At 65.4% G+C, this 16,832-nt stretch carries 12 protein-coding genes; 8 read left to right on the forward strand and 4 right to left on the reverse strand.

What is annotated here, in order from left to right; translation table 11 throughout:
• Positions 1–64 precede the first annotated feature (64 nt).
• The 4 genes from ACIQT2_RS05085 to ACIQT2_RS05100 all read left to right on the forward strand — a co-directional run bounded on the left by ACIQT2_RS05085 (position 65) and on the right by ACIQT2_RS05100 (position 6,186).
• The gene (locus ACIQT2_RS05085; protein WP_402944164.1) at positions 65–1,477 is read left to right on the forward strand and encodes an MFS transporter; all 1,413 of its coding nucleotides are present in this window, start codon (positions 65–67) and stop codon (positions 1,475–1,477) included.
• Positions 1,478–3,664 carry a molybdopterin oxidoreductase family protein gene (locus ACIQT2_RS05090; protein WP_402944167.1) on the forward strand — a complete coding sequence of 729 codons (2,187 nt, stop codon included), beginning with the start codon at positions 1,478–1,480 and terminating at the stop codon, positions 3,662–3,664.
• A complete protein-coding gene (locus ACIQT2_RS05095; RefSeq protein WP_402944170.1) occupies positions 3,661–5,226 on the forward strand; it encodes an FAD-dependent oxidoreductase in 1,566 nt (521 codons plus the stop codon). Before ACIQT2_RS05090 ends, ACIQT2_RS05095 begins: the two co-directional genes overlap by 4 nt.
• A 228-nt stretch (positions 5,227–5,454) precedes the next feature.
• Positions 5,455–6,186 carry an MBL fold metallo-hydrolase gene (locus ACIQT2_RS05100; RefSeq protein WP_402944173.1) on the forward strand — a complete coding sequence of 244 codons (732 nt, stop codon included), beginning with the start codon at positions 5,455–5,457 and terminating at the stop codon, positions 6,184–6,186.
• Between the two features lie 122 nt (positions 6,187–6,308).
• On the opposite strand, the gene ACIQT2_RS05105 is transcribed toward ACIQT2_RS05100, so the two are convergent.
• Positions 6,309–7,712 (reverse strand): NAD(P)H-quinone dehydrogenase, encoded by a 1,404-nt coding sequence (locus ACIQT2_RS05105; protein WP_400272136.1) that lies wholly within the window; start codon positions 7,710–7,712, stop codon positions 6,309–6,311.
• A gap of 104 nt (positions 7,713–7,816) precedes the next feature.
• Here ACIQT2_RS05105 and ACIQT2_RS05110 point away from each other — a divergent pair, with 104 nt between their 5' ends.
• The gene (locus ACIQT2_RS05110) at positions 7,817–8,635 is read left to right on the forward strand and encodes a purine-nucleoside phosphorylase (protein ID WP_397326611.1); all 819 of its coding nucleotides are present in this window, start codon (positions 7,817–7,819) and stop codon (positions 8,633–8,635) included.
• Positions 8,636–8,637: 2 nt separating this feature from the next.
• Here ACIQT2_RS05110 and ACIQT2_RS05115 read toward each other — a convergent pair whose 3' ends face one another.
• Positions 8,638–9,933 carry an Ig-like domain-containing protein gene (locus ACIQT2_RS05115; RefSeq protein WP_402944177.1) on the reverse strand — a complete coding sequence of 432 codons (1,296 nt, stop codon included), beginning with the start codon at positions 9,931–9,933 and terminating at the stop codon, positions 8,638–8,640.
• Positions 9,930–10,574 carry a sigma factor-like helix-turn-helix DNA-binding protein gene (locus ACIQT2_RS05120; protein WP_402944180.1) on the reverse strand — a complete coding sequence of 215 codons (645 nt, stop codon included), beginning with the start codon at positions 10,572–10,574 and terminating at the stop codon, positions 9,930–9,932. The genes ACIQT2_RS05115 and ACIQT2_RS05120 overlap by 4 nt, the downstream gene beginning before the upstream one ends.
• Before the next feature lie 625 nt (positions 10,575–11,199).
• On the opposite strand from ACIQT2_RS05120, the gene ACIQT2_RS05125 reads away from it, so the two are divergent.
• The 3 genes from ACIQT2_RS05125 to ACIQT2_RS05135 all read left to right on the forward strand — a co-directional run bounded on the left by ACIQT2_RS05125 (position 11,200) and on the right by ACIQT2_RS05135 (position 16,373).
• Positions 11,200–12,798: a glycoside hydrolase family 68 protein gene (locus tag ACIQT2_RS05125; protein ID WP_402944182.1), complete on the forward strand. Its 1,599-nt coding sequence runs from the start codon at positions 11,200–11,202 to the stop codon at positions 12,796–12,798.
• Positions 12,799–12,886: 88 nt separating this feature from the next.
• Positions 12,887–14,527 carry a glycoside hydrolase family 32 protein gene (locus ACIQT2_RS05130; protein WP_402944185.1) on the forward strand — a complete coding sequence of 547 codons (1,641 nt, stop codon included), beginning with the start codon at positions 12,887–12,889 and terminating at the stop codon, positions 14,525–14,527.
• Between the two features lie 100 nt (positions 14,528–14,627).
• Positions 14,628–16,373, forward strand: a complete 1,746-nt coding sequence (locus ACIQT2_RS05135; RefSeq protein ID WP_402944187.1) for a phospho-sugar mutase — start codon at positions 14,628–14,630, stop codon at positions 16,371–16,373.
• Here the strand turns inward: ACIQT2_RS05135 and nirD are convergent.
• Complete coding sequence (gene nirD, locus ACIQT2_RS05140; RefSeq protein ID WP_397326076.1) at positions 16,370–16,732, reverse strand: nitrite reductase small subunit NirD; 363 nt, start codon at positions 16,730–16,732, stop codon at positions 16,370–16,372. The genes ACIQT2_RS05135 and nirD overlap by 4 nt on opposite strands.
• Between the last annotated feature and the right edge of the window lie 100 nt (positions 16,733–16,832).

Genomic DNA, 16,832 nt, shown 5'->3' on the forward strand with positions numbered 1-16,832 from the left:
CGGTCCGCGAAATGCACTAAACCTAATTTTGAAGGACAACGTCCCCCACCAAGGAGGCACTCCCGTGACTGTTGACCGCACCGCAGACGAACTGGCTCCCGCCCAGTCCACTGCCACCGCCGCCCCCACCCTTGAACACCGCCCCGGCCGCTGGATCGCCAACTGGGACGCCGAGAACAAGGGCCAGTGGGAAGCCGAAGGCCGGTCCATCGCCAAGCGCAACCTGTACTGGTCCATCTTCGCCGAGTTCCTCGGATTCGTCGTCTGGCAGCTGTGGTCGATCGTGGTCGTGCAGCTTCCGGCGGCCGGCTTCACGTTCGACACCAACCAGATCTTCTGGCTCATCTCGATCCCCAGCCTGGTGGGCGCCACGCTCCGCATTCCCTACACCTTCATGGTTCCCAAGTTCGGCGGACGGAACTGGACCATCGTCTCGGCGCTGCTCCTGCTCATCCCCTCCTCCGGCCTGGCGATCTGCGTCTCCAACCCGGAAACTCCCTTCGGAGTGATGCTCCTCGTCGCAGCCCTGGCAGGGTTCGGCGGCGGCAACTTCGCAAGCTCCATGGCAAACATCACCTTCTTCTACCCCGCCCGCGAAAAGGGCTGGGCGCTGGGCCTGAACGCTGCCGGCGGAAACCTGGGTGCCGCCGTCGCGCAGTTGGTGGTTCCCGTCGCCGTGACGTTGCTTGCTGCCGGAACCGTCAACCTGCCCATGGCCGGCCTCATCTGGATCCCGCTCATCCTCATCGCGGCCTTCGGCGCCTGGAAGTACATGAACAACCTCACCAGCGCCAAGGGGGATGTTGCCGGTTCGGTGGCCGCGCTGAAGGAACCGCACCTGTGGATCATGGCCTTCCTCTACATTGGTACGTTCGGCTCGTTCATCGGCTTCGCCGGCGTGTTCCCCAAGCTGATCAAGGACTACTTCCCCGAGTTCTCCTCCATCCACCTGGGTCCCGTAGCACTGTCCCTCGCGTTCCTGGGCCCGTTGGTCGGCTCCCTGGCCCGGCCGTATGGTGGCCGCATGGCCGACCGCATGGGCGGGGCACGGATGAGCATGACCGCGTTCGCTTCCATGGCCGTCATCACCCTGACCATGATCTGGACCCTGCCGCTCAAGAGCTTCTGGCTCTTCCTGGGACTGTTCCTGCTGCTCTTCATCGCCAGTGGGTTCGGCAACGGGGCAACGTACCGCATGATCCCCGTGATCTTCGCGACTTCCAGCCGCGCGGCCCGCGCAGGAGCCAGCAGCGCAGCAACCGCGCGGCTCGCAGCCTCATCCTTGGGCCTGATCTCGGCGATCGGCGCCTACGGCGGTTTCGTGATCCCCCAGGTGCTCAACGCCTCCAACACCACGGCAGGCTCCTACACACCGGCGTTCTACGGATTCGTCGGAGCCTATGTCCTGATGCTCACCGTCTGCTGGGCTTTCTACATCCGCCCGGCCCAGAAGCGCAACACGATCGGACACATCTAGATGCCCAACGGCGCCGATACCCACTGCCCCTACTGCGCGCTCCAGTGCGCCATGACGCTGACCCCGGCTGCCCCAGCGGCCGGGGCAGTGCCCGCACCGGTGGCTGCCCCGGCCGCACCCCTGGAGGTATCCGGGCGCGACTTCCCCACCAACAGGGGCGGGCTGTGCCGCAAAGGGTGGACATCGGCGTCGTTGTTGCGCCACAACGGACGCATCACCGAACCGTTGCTGAAAGGCTCCGACGGCGTCCACCAGCCGATCTCCTGGGACCAGGCACTCATGCTCATCACGGCGGCGGTCAAGGACGCCCAGCAGCAGTACGGCAACGACGCCGTCGGTGTCTTCGGCGGTGGCGGCCTCACCAACGAGAAGGCCTACATGCTGGGCAAGTTCGCCCGGCTGGCACTCCGTACCTCCCGCATCGACTACAACGGCCGGTTCTGCATGTCCTCGGCCGCGGCCGCGGGGAACCGGGCTTTTGGAGTGGACCGAGGGCTCCCCTTCCCCGTCACCGACCTTGACTCGGCATCGGTCATCCTCATGCTTGGCTCCAACGTCGCCGAAACCATGCCCCCGTTCGTCCAGCATCTGCAGGGCGCACGGGACAGCGGCGGTCTGATCGTCGTGGACCCCCGCCGCTCGGCTACTGCGGCGTTTACGTCCGACGGCGGCGGCCTCCACCTGCAGCCGACGCCCGGCACCGATTTGGCCTTGTTGTTGGGCATCAGCCATGTTGTGGTGCATGAAGGGCTGGTGGACACGGACTATGTCTCGGAACGGACCACCGGCTACGCCTCGGTGGTGCGCAGCCTGAATGCTTTCTGGCCGGAGCGGGTCCAGTCCATCACCGGAGTGCCCGCCACCCTCATCCGGGAGACCGCCCGCCGCCTGGCCCACGGTGCCCGGGATGGCGGCAGCTACATCCTCAGCGGCCGCGGCGTGGAACAGCACGTTGACGGTACCGACACCGCAACGGCGGCCATCAACCTCAGCCTGCTGCTGGGCCTTCCCGGCTCGGCGCGCAGCGGCTACGGAACACTGACGGGCCAGGGCAACGGCCAAGGCGGCCGCGAGCACGGCCAAAAAGCCGACCAGCTCCCCGGCTACCGCAAAATCACCGATCCCGCTGCCCGCGCGCACGTCGCTTCCGTCTGGGGCATCGACGAGTCCCTCATCCCCGGTCCCGGCCTGCCCGCCGTCGAACTTCTCAAGTCCCTTGGAAAGCCCGACGGCGTCCGTTGCCTTTTCGTCCACGGCGCCAATGTGGTGGTTTCGGCTCCGGACACGAACGCCGTGACCGCGGGGCTTCGGGCCCTCGACTTCCTGGTGGTGTGTGACTTCTTCATGTCCGAAACCGCCCAGGAAGCGGACCTGGTGTTGCCCGTGACGCAGTGGGCCGAAGAAGAAGGCACCCTCACCAACCTCGAAGGCAGGGTCATCCGGCGCCGGCGCGCGCTGACCCCTCCCCCGGGTGTCCGGAACGAGCTGTGGCTCATGGCCCGGCTGGCTGGGCTCCTTGAGGCACCTTCTACTTTCAGTGAAGATCCTGAGACGGTTTTTGAGGAACTCCGTCTGGCATCTGCCGGTGGTATGGCCGACTACTCCGGGATCGACTACGCCATGCTGGACCGCGGCGAGGCTGCGTACTGGCCGTATCCCGTGGGCAGCACCGGTACTCCCCGCTTGTTCAGTGACGGCTTCGCACATGCCGATGGCCGGGCCGTCCTGGTTCCGGTGACCCCCTCGAAGCGGGCCGCGCGGTCATTTGCCGATGACTCCCTGGCCCTGGCAACGGGCCGTTTGCTGGAGCATTACCAGTCGGGCGCCCAGACCAGGCGCGTAGCCGAGCTCCTGGCGGCCCAGCCCCAGGTGCGGCTGTTGATCCACCCGGCAACCGCTGCTTCCCGCGGGATTGCCGACGGCGACTACGCCACGGTGACCAACGAGCGGGGCGAGGTGTTGTGCCGTGCCGAGCTAAGCAACGCCGTCCGGCCGGATACCGTCTTCCTGCCCTTCCACTTCCCGGGCCAGGAAAACGCCAACCGGCTGACCGAAGCAGCAACCGACCCCATTTCCGGCATGCCTGAGTTCAAGACCAGCCGGGTGTGGGTCCGGCCCGCAGCATCCAGCGTCGTTCCCGCTGCTGTCAGCACCGAATTGTCACTGCACTCCGAGGAGGCTTCATGAGCGAGCGCATTGTTGTTGTTGGATTCGGCCCTGTGGCCGCGCGTTTGGTGGATGAGCTCCTTCCTTCCGTCCGTTCAGGCCTGGTACAGCTTTTGGTTGTTGGTCAGGAAACCGAGGCAGCCTACAACCGCGTCATGGTGGCTGAGCTTGGGGTTGGCCGCACCACAGCCGACGCTTTGGCCATGGCTGATGCCGCGTCCCTTGTGGCCGACGGGGTAGATGTCCGGCTCGGAACCAAGGTGCGCAGGATCGACCGCGCCCGGCAGCAGGTTGTCCTCTCCAACGGCTCCGCCGAGCACTATGATCGTTTGGTCTTCGCCACGGGCTCACGTCCGGTCATCCCCAACCTGACTGGACTGAACCCCGATCCGTCGGGTCCGGTGCTGCCGGCCGGAGTGATTACGCTCCGCGATCTGCAGGACGCCGCGGTGCTTCGATCGGCTGTTTCCGAAGGCAAGCGCGTGGTGGTCCTGGGCGGCGGCGTCCTTGGCCTCGAGACTGCCCTGGCAGCTTCGGAAGAAGGTGCCAAGGCCACTGTGGTCCACAACGGACCCTTCCCGCTCGGTCGGAGCATTGACCGCGGCAGTGGATCAGTCCTGACGGCAAGCCTCCGCTCCAGTGGTGTCCGCATGGCCGGCAACGCACGGTCCACCGGTGTTGAAACGGCGGGGCCCGGCGGATCCTTCTCCGCGCTGTTGCTGGCGGATGGTTCAGCCATCGACGGCGACCTGCTGGTTTTGTCCTGCGGCGTGCGTCCGCGGATCGAACTGGCCGAGGGCTGCGGTCTTCCGGTGGGTACCGGAATCCTGGTGGACCACCATCTCCGGACCTATCACGAGCCGCACATGTTCGCGATCGGCGACTGTGCCGAGGTCCGCTGCCCCGACGCCGCCTGCGTCGACTGCCGCACAGCCGGGGGTCCATCCGGCTTGGTGGGTCCCGGATGGAGGCAGGCTGAATGGCTCGCAGAGTACTTGATGGTACTGGCCCGCGACGGCCAGTCGGTGGCGGATGCCTTGGAGCCCCTGGCCGCTGAGAAGCCTGGAGTCGTGGTCTTGAAAGCCCGTGGCATCAACCTTGCCGTAGCCGGGGACAACCAAGCCGATCCGTGGGACGAGGAACTTTTGGAAGCCGGCGCCGTGGCCGGGCGACCCCGGCGGCAGATCTCGCAATGGGCCGACCCCGAGCACGGCCGCTACGTCAAGATGACCACCCGCGGCGGAGTGCTGGAAGGCCTGGTTGCCGTGGGGATGCCCAGGACAGCCGCCGAGTTGGTGGTGCTGTTCGAGCGCTCCTCTGAGCTCCCGGCCGACCGTTCCTTGTTGTTGCGCCTGGATGGCCCCGACCAGCTTGATTCCGGGGGCGGCAACAGTTCCGATCCGGAGCGCACCGTTTGCCGTTGCGCGGGCGTGAGCGCGGCCAGCATTGAGGACTCCGTGGTGGAAGGCTGCTCTTCGGTAGCCGAGGTTTCCAAGGCCACCCGCGCCGGTACGGGTTGCGGCGGCTGCCACGAGGACATCAAGGGACTCATCGAAAAACACTTCCAAGCGGCTGCCGCCTGAGGCCGCGTAAGCTCACGATTCCCCGCACGGCACCCCGTTCGCGGGAAGCGTGCCCGTTCGCTGGAAGTTTCCGGGGGCTGTTGAGGGTTTCCGGCGAACTCGTTGCTTGGGCCGGCGTGTTTCCGGCGAACTCGCTGGGTCGCTGCAAGGCTGCAAGAACGCTGGAAGTTTCCGGGAGCTGTTGAGGGTTTCCGGCGAACTCGTTGCTTGGGCGCCTAGAATTTCCGGGTGACCATCACTGAACCCGCACCCGGCATCCACTTCGTGGAGGGACCGGCCTCCAACTGGATCATCGTGCGCGATGCTTCCGGATTCATCATGATCGACGGCGGGTACCCGGCTGACCGGGATGCGGTGCTGGACTCGATCCGGCAACTCGGCCTGGAGCCGGCTGAAGCCAAGGCCATGCTCCTCACCCATGGCCATGTGGACCACACGGGCTCGGCGGCGTACTTCTCCAGGACGTTCGGCACGCCCATCCTCTGCTCCCCCGAAGAACTCGCGCATGTGCAAGGCAAGGAGAAGCACCAGGTCACCATCGGCCAGGTCCTGGCCCGCATCTGGCGTCCCAAGGTCTTCCGCTGGATGGTCCACGTCATCAAGGCCAAGGCCCTCCAAGCAGAGCCCGCAACGCTGGCCGAGGCCTGGACGGAGCAGAAGCTGGCTAACCTGCCCGGACGTCCGGAGGCCATCGCGGCCCCCGGGCATACGCCTGGCAACGTGGCGCTTCTCCTGCCGGGCGCTGGGGCGATCGCCGTGGGCGACACGTTTGTCAGCGGGCATCCACTCAGTAGCAAGCCCGGGCCACAAATGCTGCAACGGATGTTCCACTCAGACCCGGAAGCTGCGCTCGAGGCAACCCGCAGGCTCGGAGATCTCCAGGCCACGCTGATCCTCCCGGGCCACGGCCCTGTGCTGCGCCTGTCCCTGGCCGACGCCGTGGCTGCCCTGCATCGCTGACTACCTGAGCCGCTGATCGCCCCGGAAACGCAAAGGCCCGTTTCGATGGCTCGCTGCGCATCATGTCGTGCGAACGGCACTCTGCGCAGCGACGCCCCGAAACGGGCCTGTGAAACTGCTGGCTACATGTGCACGTGCAAACGCCGTGCAGCTTCGGAAATGGAGCCGGTCAGCGACGGGTACACCGTGAAGGCACTTGCGACGTCGTCCACGTGCAGCTTCTGCGTGACGGCCACGGAGATCGGGAAGATCAGCTCGGAGGCGTTCGGACCCACCACCACGCCACCAATCACGGTGCCGGAACCCTTGCGGGCGATGATCTTGACGAAGCCGTCCTTGGTGTTGCGCATCTTGGCACGGGCGTTGCTGAGCAAGGACAGCATCACCACATCGCCTTGGTACTTCCCGGAAGCCAGATCGGCCTCGGAAACACCTACGGAAGCGATCTCCGGGGACGTGAAGATGTTGGAAGCCACCTGGTTGAGCTTGAGGGGCTTCACGCCGTCGCCCATGAAGTGCGCGATGGCGATCCGGCCCTGCATCGCAGCCACGGACGCCAAGGCGAACACGCCCGTGCAGTCGCCTGCTGCGTAGATGTTGGGTGCCGTGGTGCGGGAGACACCGTCAACCTTGATGTGGCCGGACTCGGTCAAGGCAACGCCTGCTTCTTCCAACCCGATCCCCGCCGTGTTCGGGATGGACCCAACACACACCAGGCAGTGCGAACCTGTCACGACCGATCCGTCACCCAAGGTGACCTTCACGCCGTCGTCCGTTCGCTCAACTGCGTTGGCGCGGGAGCGGGACAGGACGCGCACGCCGCGGCGCTCGAACACGCCCTCCAGCAGTTTGGCTGCATCCGTGTCCTCGCCCGGGAGAACCTGGTCGCGGCTGGAGATCAGGGTGACCTTGGAGCCGAGGCCGTTGTAAGCGGAAGCGAACTCGGCGCCGGTGACGCCGGACCCCACCACGATCAGTTCCTCGGGCAACTCGTCCAGGTTGTAGATCTGGGCCCAGTTCAGGATGCGTTCGCCGTCGGGCTTTGCCGTGGGCAGTTCGCGGGGGTGGGCGCCGACCGCCAGGAGGATGGAATCGGCCTCGATGGTGCGGGTGCCCTCAAGTGTGAGGACCTCGATGGTGTTGTTGTCCAGCAGCTTGCCGGAGCCGATGACGATTTCGACGCCGAGGCGCTCGAGCCCGTCGCGGATGTCTTTGGACTGGCCGCGCGCGAGGTTAAGGACGCGGTCGTTGATGTGCTTGAGGTCGGCGTGCGGCTTGGAGGCGGTGTCATCGAACTTGACGCCGAGCTCGTCGGCTTCGCTGACGCGGGTCATGAGGTCGGCAGTGGCAATGAGGGTTTTGGAAGGCACGACGTCGGTCAGAACGGCCGAGCCGCCGAGGCCTGCCCGTTCGATGATGGTGACTTTGGCGCCGAGCGAGGCGGCCACCATGGCAGCTTCGTATCCGCCGGGACCACCTCCCAGGATCGCGATTCGTGGGGAACTGAAGTCAACTTGGGTGGTCACAATCCTCAATTCTCCCGTATCCGCGCTGCTGCTGCCAGTCAGCCATACCTCACCCACGGGCGCGTCCCTACCGGACAGCTACGCGTGCACGGTAGCTTGTACCAGTGAGTAACTCGGAGCTGTTGAACACTGACCCCTTCGAAGCCGCCAAAGACGCCGCCGATTACATTGCTGCCGAGACCGGCGTCGAGTCCCACGACGTCGCCCTGGTGCTCGGTTCCGGCTGGGCAGAAGCCGCCGACCTGATCGGTGAAACCACCGCAACCCTCAGTGCCTCGGAAGTTCCGGGCTTCCACAAACCGGCAGTCGTGGGCCATGTGGGAACCATCCGCTCAGTCCTCACCAAAGAAGGCAAACGCGCACTGGTCCTCGGCGCACGCACGCACTACTACGAAGGCCGCGGTGTCCGTTCCGTGGTGCACGGCGTGCGGACCGCTGCCGCTGCCGGCTGCAAGACGCTCGTACTCACCAACGGCTGCGGCGGCCTCAACGAAGCCTGGGAACCCGGCACGCCGGTCCTGATCAGCGACCACATCAACCTCACAGCCACGTCCCCGCTGGAGGGTGCCACGTTCGTGGACCTCACCGACCTCTATTCCTCACGCCTCCGGGCTGTGGCACGCGAAGTGGACCCTTCGTTGCAGGAAGGCGTCTACGCCCAGTTCACCGGCCCTCACTACGAGACCCCGGCCGAGGTCCAGTACGCCAAACGGATCGGCGCGGACCTCGTTGGCATGTCCACGGCACTGGAAGCCATCGCGGGACGCCACGCGGGCATGGAAGTCTTCGGGATCTCCTTGGTCACCAACCTCGCCGCAGGCATCAGCCCGGTTCCGCTCAGCCACGCCGAAGTCCTGGAAGCGGGCGAGGCTGCAGGCAAGCGGATCTCGGCGTTGCTGGCAGGGATCATCGCGAAGCTGTAAAGCTATTTCACCGGCCCGGGTGTCGGCACGGTTGGTCCAACACTGACCGTGACGGCCTTGCTGGAGACACCCTCCGCGGTGGCAGCGACGGTGGCCTGTCCCTGCCCCGGGCCGGCGCGGACCAGCCCGTTTCCATCAACGGAGGCGAAGATCGGCCGACTGGACGCCCAGACTACCGTTGCGTTCCCGGGCAGTCCGTCACTGTAGGCCACAGTGGCGGTCAGTTGGACGGTCTGTCCGCTGTCAAGGGCAAAAGGCCCGGGAGGATTGACGACGACGGCAGTCACCGCGTGCGCCACCGTTACCTTGGATTGGGCTTGCCATTGCTTGCCTGCATCATCGACGTGGAGGGCTGTGACCAGCAGCTGCCCGACGCTTTGCCCCGTGACGAGTCCTGCCGCGGAGACTGTGGCCACCTTCGGGTTGCCGGTGGACCACGTGACTGCCGCCAACGTCTCCGTGGTTCCGTCGGAGTATTCACCCACCGCTGTGAATTGCCGCGACTGACCGTCCTTGAGGGTGGCCTCGGCGGGGTCAAGGTGCAGTCCGGTCAGCGTGGCCGGGGGCTTCGGGGTCACGGTAAGGCGCGCCACCGCCTGCAGGCCGGCTTCAGTGGCCGTCACGGTGGCCGAACCCGCGGAGACGGCCGTGACCAGGCCATTCCCGTCCACCTGTGCCACGGCCGGACGGTCCGAAGCCCAGACCGCCGTGACGTTGAGCTTGCCGATTGAGCCGTCGCTGAAGCTGCCCACGGCGTCCAACTGGACCTTGCCACCAGTCTGCAGGGACACCGTCTCCGGGAAAATGCGCAGGGCCGTCAACGGAGCCGGCCCGGGCCGGGTGACGGTCAGCGCCAAACGCCCGGAGACGCCGTCGTACGTTGCTGTCATCCCGGCGTCGCCGGGGGCCAAAGCCGTCACCTCGCCCGACCCTGCCACCTCAGCCACTGCAGGGTTTTCGGAGGCCCAGACGACGCCGTCCATCAGGGAGCGGCGCGAACCATCGCTGTACACACCGTTGGCAGAGAGCTGCACTGTGGCATCGGGGCGGAGGGCTGTTGCGGACGCGCTGACCTCGATGGACGCCAGTGCCGCCGGTCCGCGGTCCAGGAATACCCGAACGGCCACCAAGCCGGCCGTCAACAGGATCGCCGCTGCCAGAGCCACTACCCATGTCCTGATGGTCCTTCGGCGAAGACGCTGCATGCCGCTTTCAAGAGCCCCCTCCATGTCCGCCGGGTACGTGCGGATGTGGGCGGAGGCTTCGGCCAGGAGGCGCTCGCGCAACTCCGCTTTCACGGCCGGCCGTCTTCCAAAGCCGGTTGGTTGGTTTTGGCGGTGGCACCCGTCAACAGCTGACGCACCCTGGTAACGGGCTGGTTGGTCAGGCCGGCGATCTCGTGGACCGTCAGGTTCGCAAACTCGTGGAGGACCACGACGATCCGCTCGTCAGGCGACAACACACCCAAGGGACCGGTATCCGCTTTCGGACGCGGTAACTTTCCCTTCCTGGCCTGTTTCGGCGAGCCACGCAGCCAGAGATCTTCCTTCCTCAGCTTCTCGACCAGAACGCACAAGGTATAGACACGGAGCAGCGGAGTGGCGGGCCCCTTCCACACACTGGCCGCCTGCGACCACGAAGCCTCCAGCAACCTGCGCGCGGTTTCAGGATCGCCGCACAGGAGGTGGGCACAGTACTCGAGGTCGCCCTTTTGCTGCTCGAACACGCTCCGCAGCTCGGCTTGGCGGTCCTTCAGGGCGGGTCCCAGCTTGACGCTTGGAGTGAGTCCAAGTTCCACTTCGCGCACCATGGGCATGAACACCGCAACGGCCAAGGCCAGGAATCCGGCGCCCATGAGCACGGCCGCCTGGATGACCACGGGGAAGCCCCACGGAAAAGACGGAGCAAGCCAGCCGAAGGCTATGGTTCCAAGCGCCAAGACACCGATAAGAAACCGCAGAGGAGTGATCGATGAGCGCCAACGCCGCTTTGGTAACTCACACATGGTGCACCAACTCACAACGCGCCAGGTCTGCCAGGTTCGGGCGACAACCGGGAACCGCAAGCACATTTTACGTCGAGCGATTGGAATTAGGCAGACCCAACTGGGTCGCATTAGTGCGCGTTATGGGCGCTCAAAACGCGCACTACTGCGACCTAGATGGGTGGGCACCTACGGGACTCAAGGCAGGCCGTCAAGTCACATGGCGCCCGTGTAAACGCACAGTAAATTCTCAGAATAAGTCTGTTTTATAGCGAAACATTTGACCCTCCCGCACCGTGCATGGCACGCGCGCGTGTTGGCAATGTAAACGCTTGCATCCAGATGTCTGACATCCCCGCCGAAGCCCTCGAAACAGGCTTTGCTTTGGCACCTGACACGTGTTTAGCGTGGAAAGTGCCCCGGTAAGTCGACGTGCCGGAGCACCAGCGGCGAGCGCCTCAGGAAGGGCCGCCGCACCTCGAAACGATGGCGTCCCTCGAAGACGCCACCAGCGGATCGAGCGGACGCCGGACTCGAGCAGCAACTCCACGAAGTCCAATACTCCGCGAGAAGAGCAAGCATGAACACGCACTCAACCCCAACACGGCCAAGACGCCGCTTGCGCAAGGCAACAGCCATCGCAGCAGCAGTCGGCGTCGCCGGTGGCATCCTCCTTGTCACGCCGGCCGCGCAGGCCAACCTGCCGGCCGATCCGCCGTCGAGCACCATGCCGGCACCCACGCCCGGTTTCCCGCTGCCGTCGAACCACACGCAGCAGGCCTACGATCCGGCCGCGAACTTCACCTCCAAGTGGACCCGCGCCGATGCCAAGCAGATCATGGCCCAGAGCAACCCCAATGTCGCTCCCGGCCAGAACTCCATGAGCCCCAACGTCACCATGCCGGAAATCCCCAAGGACTTCCCGGCGATGAACGACGACGTGTGGGTGTGGGACACCTGGTCCCTGACCGATGAGAATGCCAACCAGATCAGCTACAAGGGTTGGGACGTCATCTTCTCCCTGGTCGCTGATCGGCACGCCGGCTACGGTTTCGACCAGCGCCACTGGAATGCCCGGATCGGCTACTTCTTCCGCAAGACCAACGCCGATCCTGCCAAGGACAAGTGGAATTACGGCGGGCACCTGTTCCTGGACAACACGTCCATCGGCAACACGGAATGGTCCGGCTCCACCCGCCTCATGCAGGGCAACAAGATCAACGTCTTCTACACGGCAACCACGTTCTACGACGTCAAGGAGCGGAACGCAGGCGGTGGCGGAATCGCCCCCGACGCCGTGATCGCCAAGGCCCTGGGCACCATCCACGCAGACAAGAACGGCGTGAGCTTCGACGGCTTCCAGCACACCAAGCTGCTTGAGCCGGACGGAAAGCTGTACCAGAACAAAGCCCAGAACGCCGGCTTCGCCTTCCGTGATCCGTACACGTTCGCCGATCCGGCCCACCCGGGCAAGACCTTCATGGTCTTCGAAGGCAACACCGGCGGTACCCGTGGCTCCTACAAGTGCAAGCAGGAAGACCTGGGCTACCGTCCGGGCGATCCCAACGCTGAGACCGTGGACCAGGTCAACAGCACCGGCGCCTGGTACCAGACCGCGAACGTGGGCTTGGCCGTGGCGGACAACAAGGACCTGACCAAGTGGAGCTTCCTGCCCCCGATCCTGTCCGCCAACTGCGTCAACGACCAGACCGAGCGTCCGCAGATCTTCATCCAGAACGAGAACGGCAAGAACAAGTACTACCTGTTCACCATCAGCCACCAGTTCACGTACGCGGATGGGATGCGCGGCCCTGATGGCGTGTATGGCTTCGTCGGCAACGGCGTCCGCTCCGACTACCAGCCCGTGAACAACAGCGGCCTGGCACTCGGTTCGCCGACGGACCTCAACATGCCGGCCAACGCACCGGAAGGACCGGACCCGCGCCAGAACGGCCGCCAGTTCCAGGCCTACTCGCACTACGTGCAGCCCGGCGGCTTGGTCCAGTCGTTCATCGACAACGTGGACGGCGTCCGCGGCGGTTCCCTCTCCCCCACGGTGAAGATGAACTTCCAGGGCGGCGTGACGCAGGTTGACCGCAGCTTCGGCAAGAACGGCCTCGGCCCGTTTGGCTACTTGCCCACCAACGTGCGCGTTGGCGGCGAGGGCCTCTACAAGTAGCACCCCTGGCCCACAAGGCCTCGGCAGGGGTGCGTGCGGCCACGAGCCGGGCGCACCCCCGCCACCCCCCAACCCCCAGGATTTCCCCATGGTTTACCCCACCCCCAACACACCCAGCCCGCGCCTTTCCCGCCGCCAGTTGCTGGCCGCAAGTGCCGCCGTCGTGGTTTCGTTCTCAGCCGCCTCGTGCACAGCGCCACGCGACGCGGAAAGCCCGACGCCGGTCCCCGCCACGCGCGGGCCGCAGCCTTCCGCTTCGGAGCCGTGGCGTCCCGCGGCGCACCTGACCGCGGAGAAGAATTGGCTCAACGATCCCAACGGCCTGGTCTATGCAAACGGGACCTACCACGCCTTCTACCAGCACAACCCCCGTGCGAACTCCTGGGGCAACATGTCCTGGGGGCACTCCACCAGCAAGGACCTGGTGCACTGGGAGCAGCAGCCGGTGGCCATGGAAGCCAGCGAGGACGAGGAGATCTTCTCCGGGTGCATCGTGCTGGACTCAAACAACGCCTCCGGACTCGGGTCTGCCAAGAACCCGCCCATGGTTGCCCTCTACACCAGCGCCTACGGCAAGAACGGAGCCCTGCCCCAAGGGGTCCAGGCACAGTCGGTCGCCTTCAGCCTGGACGGCGGAACCACGTGGGAGAAGCACCGCGGCAACCCTGTGCTGAACCTCGCGCCGAGCAACAACAATTTCAGGGACCCCAAAATCACTTGGTACGAGCCCGGCAATTACTGGGTGATGACCACGGTGGTGGCCGACGCCCAGGTGGTGAAGCTGTTCAAGTCCACCGACCTTCTTCATTGGGACTACTTGAGCGATTTCTCCGGCGTCGGCGCGCAAGGCGGGCTGTGGGAAGTGCCTGAGCTGCTGCAGATGAAGGTGGAGGGATCCACGGCCAGGAAGTGGGTCATGCTGCTGAGCATGAATCCGGGCGGCATCGCCGGTGGTTCGGGAATGCAGTACTTCGTGGGCGAATTCGACGGCACGCGGTTCGTTGCGGAAAACGCAGCGGCTCCCGATGCTCCCCTGGAAGAGTCCCAGTGGCTGGATCACGGCGCCGACTACTACGCCGCCAACTCCATTTCCCACGCGCCCGGTGGCAAACCGGTGCTCCTGGGGTGGATGGGCAACTGGGACTATGCCCAGGACGTGCCCACCACGCCGTGGCGGGGTGCCATGGCGATCCCGCGGGAGCTTACCTTGGTCCGCGGTGAAGAGCGGTACGAGCTTCGCTCGGGCATCGCGGCGACGGCTCTGGACAATCTGGAGGGCGGTGAGCTGAAGAGCAAAAACCTCACCGTCTCCTCCCGGTTGGAGTCGCTCGGCTCCGATTTTGAAGGCCGCAGCCAACTCCTTCACCTTGAACTGGACCTCGGTTCGGCCAGCGAAGCCGGCATCCTGCTCCGTCATTCCGCCGACGGCGAGGATGGACTCCGCATCTCCTACGAGAAGGAGACGGGTACGTTGAAAGTGGACCGTTCGAAGGCCGGGACCACGAACTTTTCGGAAAAGTTCAGTCCCTACCATCAGGTACGCGTGCCTGCAGACGGCAACAAGGTGCGCCTGCGGATCTTGCTCGATACCTCGTCGGTGGAGGTCTTTGCCCAGGACGGGGCTGCCGTGATCACGGATACGTTCTTCCCCGGCTGGGACCACACCGGGGCCTCCGTTTTCAGCATCGACGGCGACACGGAATTCTCAATCCGCTCCCGCACCCTCTAGAGCAACGCGGGGTCAGATACGGCCCATTACGACCCGTTTTGTGGGCCGTATCTGACCCCGCGTTGCCTTTGGTGTGGGCATTGAGGATAGTTTTGTGCTTATGACATCGAGCGATGCCGCACTTGGACAACTGATTGACGACGCCCACGCGTGGGCTTCCCAGGACCCCGACCCCGCGACGTCGGCCGCCCTCCTGGAGCTCGCCGCCCTTGCCGGAGACGGGGATGCCGGAGCAGCCCAGGAGCTCGCGGACAGCTTCAACGGCACACTGCAGTTCGGCACGGCCGGCCTGCGCGCCGCCCTCGGCCCGGGCCCCAACCGCATGAACCGCGTGGTGGTCCGACGGGCAGCGGCAGGCTTGGCGGCTTTCCTCAGCGAAGCGGTTGGCGCCGCATCCCCGGGAACCCGGCCACGCGCCGTCGTCGGCTTTGATGCCCGCTACAACTCGGACATTTTCGCGCAGGAAACGGCGGCGATCTTCGCTGCCGCCGGCATCGACGCGTTCCTCATGCCGGCAGCACTTCCGACGCCGATCCTCGCCTACGCGGTGCGCGCGCTGGATTGCGACGGCGGAGTGATGGTTACAGCCAGCCACAACCCTCCGCAGGACAACGGTTACAAGGTCTACCTGGGGCGGCATGCGGTGGCCGAGAGCGGACGGGGTGCGCAGATCGTTGCCCCTTACGATGCGGAAATTGCCTCGAAGATCTCAGGGGTGGGTCCGCTGGAATCGATTGAACTGGCGGGTGAAGGCTGGACCGTGCTGCCCGCCTCCATCGCCACGGACTACGAAGCTGCCATGGCTGGCTTGGCGGATCGCGAACACTTCCCTGCGCGGGACCTCAAGATCGTCCTCACCCCCATGCACGGCGTGGGCGGCGAAACAGCCGTGTCCGTGCTCAACGCTGCCGGTTTCGCTGACGTGATCCTCGTGGCCGAACAGGCCCAACCGGATCCGGACTTCCCCACGGTGGCCTTCCCCAACCCGGAGGAACCCGGTGCACTGGACCTGGCGCTCGCGAAGGCTGCAGAGGCAGGGGCGGACATCGTCCTGGCCAACGACCCCGACGCCGACCGGGCGGCGGTTGCCGCCTTGGACCCCGCGACGGGTGAATGGCGGATGCTGCGGGGTGACGAAGTGGGCGCGATCCTGGGGGCCCATGTGGTGGCCCGACTGGCCGCGACGCCAAGCGATGAACCACGCGAGGGCGTCTTCGCCAACTCGATTGTTTCGTCCAGGCTGCTCTCCCGCATTGCCTCGGCTGCAGGCTACGCCCACGAGGAAACGCTCACGGGCTTCAAGTGGATCTCGCGCGTTCCCGGCCTGACATATGGCTATGAGGAAGCACTCGGTTACTGTGTGGCGCCGGATTTGGTGAAGGACAAGGACGGCATCTCGGCCGCCGTGCTCATCGCCGAGCTTGCGGCGGCTGCGAAGGCCGACGGCAAGACAGTCTTCGATACCTTGGACGAGTTGTACTTGGTCCATGGCCTGCACGCGAGCGACCAACTCAGCATTCGTGTGGCGGACCTGGGGCTGCTGGATGCCATGATGAACCGCTTGCGGGTCAACCCGCCGGAAGCGTTTGGAGGCTCCGCCGTCGAGGTCTTCACGGACCTCGCCGAAGGAAGCGAAACGTTGCCACCCACGGACGGGCTGCTGTACCTGACCAAGGACCAGAGCCGCGTGATCATCAGGCCCAGCGGCACCGAGCCCAAACTGAAGTGCTACCTGGAGGTCATCCAGCCCGTGGAGTCGGCGGCGGAACTTCCCGCTGCCCGCCAAGCGGCACGGACATCCCTGGACGATGTCCTCAGGGATGTCCGCGAAGCGCTGGGACTCTAGAGCTCAACCTCGATGTAGCCATCCACCAATCGGGTGGCATAGGTGGCGAGCGTCAGTTCCGGGTGCGTGAAGCACTCGCCGGTCTCCAGGTCGTAGACCTCCTTATGCAGCGGCGAGGCGATGGTGGGCCGCGCCCCGCGGGACCCAATGATGCCGCGCGCCATCACATTGGCGAAGGTTGCCGGATCCTGCTGTGCGACGGCGAAAACCTCACCGGGGGCGGTGCGGAACAACGCTACCTGCCGGCCCTCGATCAGTGCTGCCTCGCCCCATGCCAGTTCGAGCTCGTCCACCGGGCACACCCGATGCCAGGTGCCGGTGATGGACAGGTCCTCTGCGCGGTCAAGAATTACGGTCATGTCAGCCCCTCTCGCTGCGTCCGGGTGCGGGCACTTTCCACCGTCACTCCCCCGGACCAGGCCACGCTTGCGGCCACCCCTCAAAGCTAGGACCCGGGTG

The sequence above is a fragment of the Paenarthrobacter sp. NPDC090522 genome, from assembly GCF_044769225.1.
In the GTDB taxonomy this organism is placed as follows: Bacteria; Actinomycetota; Actinomycetes; order Actinomycetales; family Micrococcaceae; genus Arthrobacter.

What these genes read in the sequence shown, in the direction of transcription:
- ACIQT2_RS05095 (WP_402944170.1), top strand. Translation starts at nt 3,661, where the DNA reads ATGAGCGAGCGCATTGTTGTTGTTGGATTCGGCCCTGTGGCCGCGCGT.
- ACIQT2_RS05135 (WP_402944187.1), top strand. Translation starts at nt 14,628, where the DNA reads ATGACATCGAGCGATGCCGCACTTGGACAACTGATTGACGACGCCCAC.
- ACIQT2_RS05125 (WP_402944182.1), top strand. Translation starts at nt 11,200, where the DNA reads ATGAACACGCACTCAACCCCAACACGGCCAAGACGCCGCTTGCGCAAG.
- nirD (WP_397326076.1), bottom strand. Translation starts at nt 16,732, where the DNA reads ATGACCGTAATTCTTGACCGCGCAGAGGACCTGTCCATCACCGGCACC.
- ACIQT2_RS05130 (WP_402944185.1), top strand. Translation starts at nt 12,887, where the DNA reads ATGGTTTACCCCACCCCCAACACACCCAGCCCGCGCCTTTCCCGCCGC.
- ACIQT2_RS05090 (WP_402944167.1), top strand. Translation starts at nt 1,478, where the DNA reads ATGCCCAACGGCGCCGATACCCACTGCCCCTACTGCGCGCTCCAGTGC.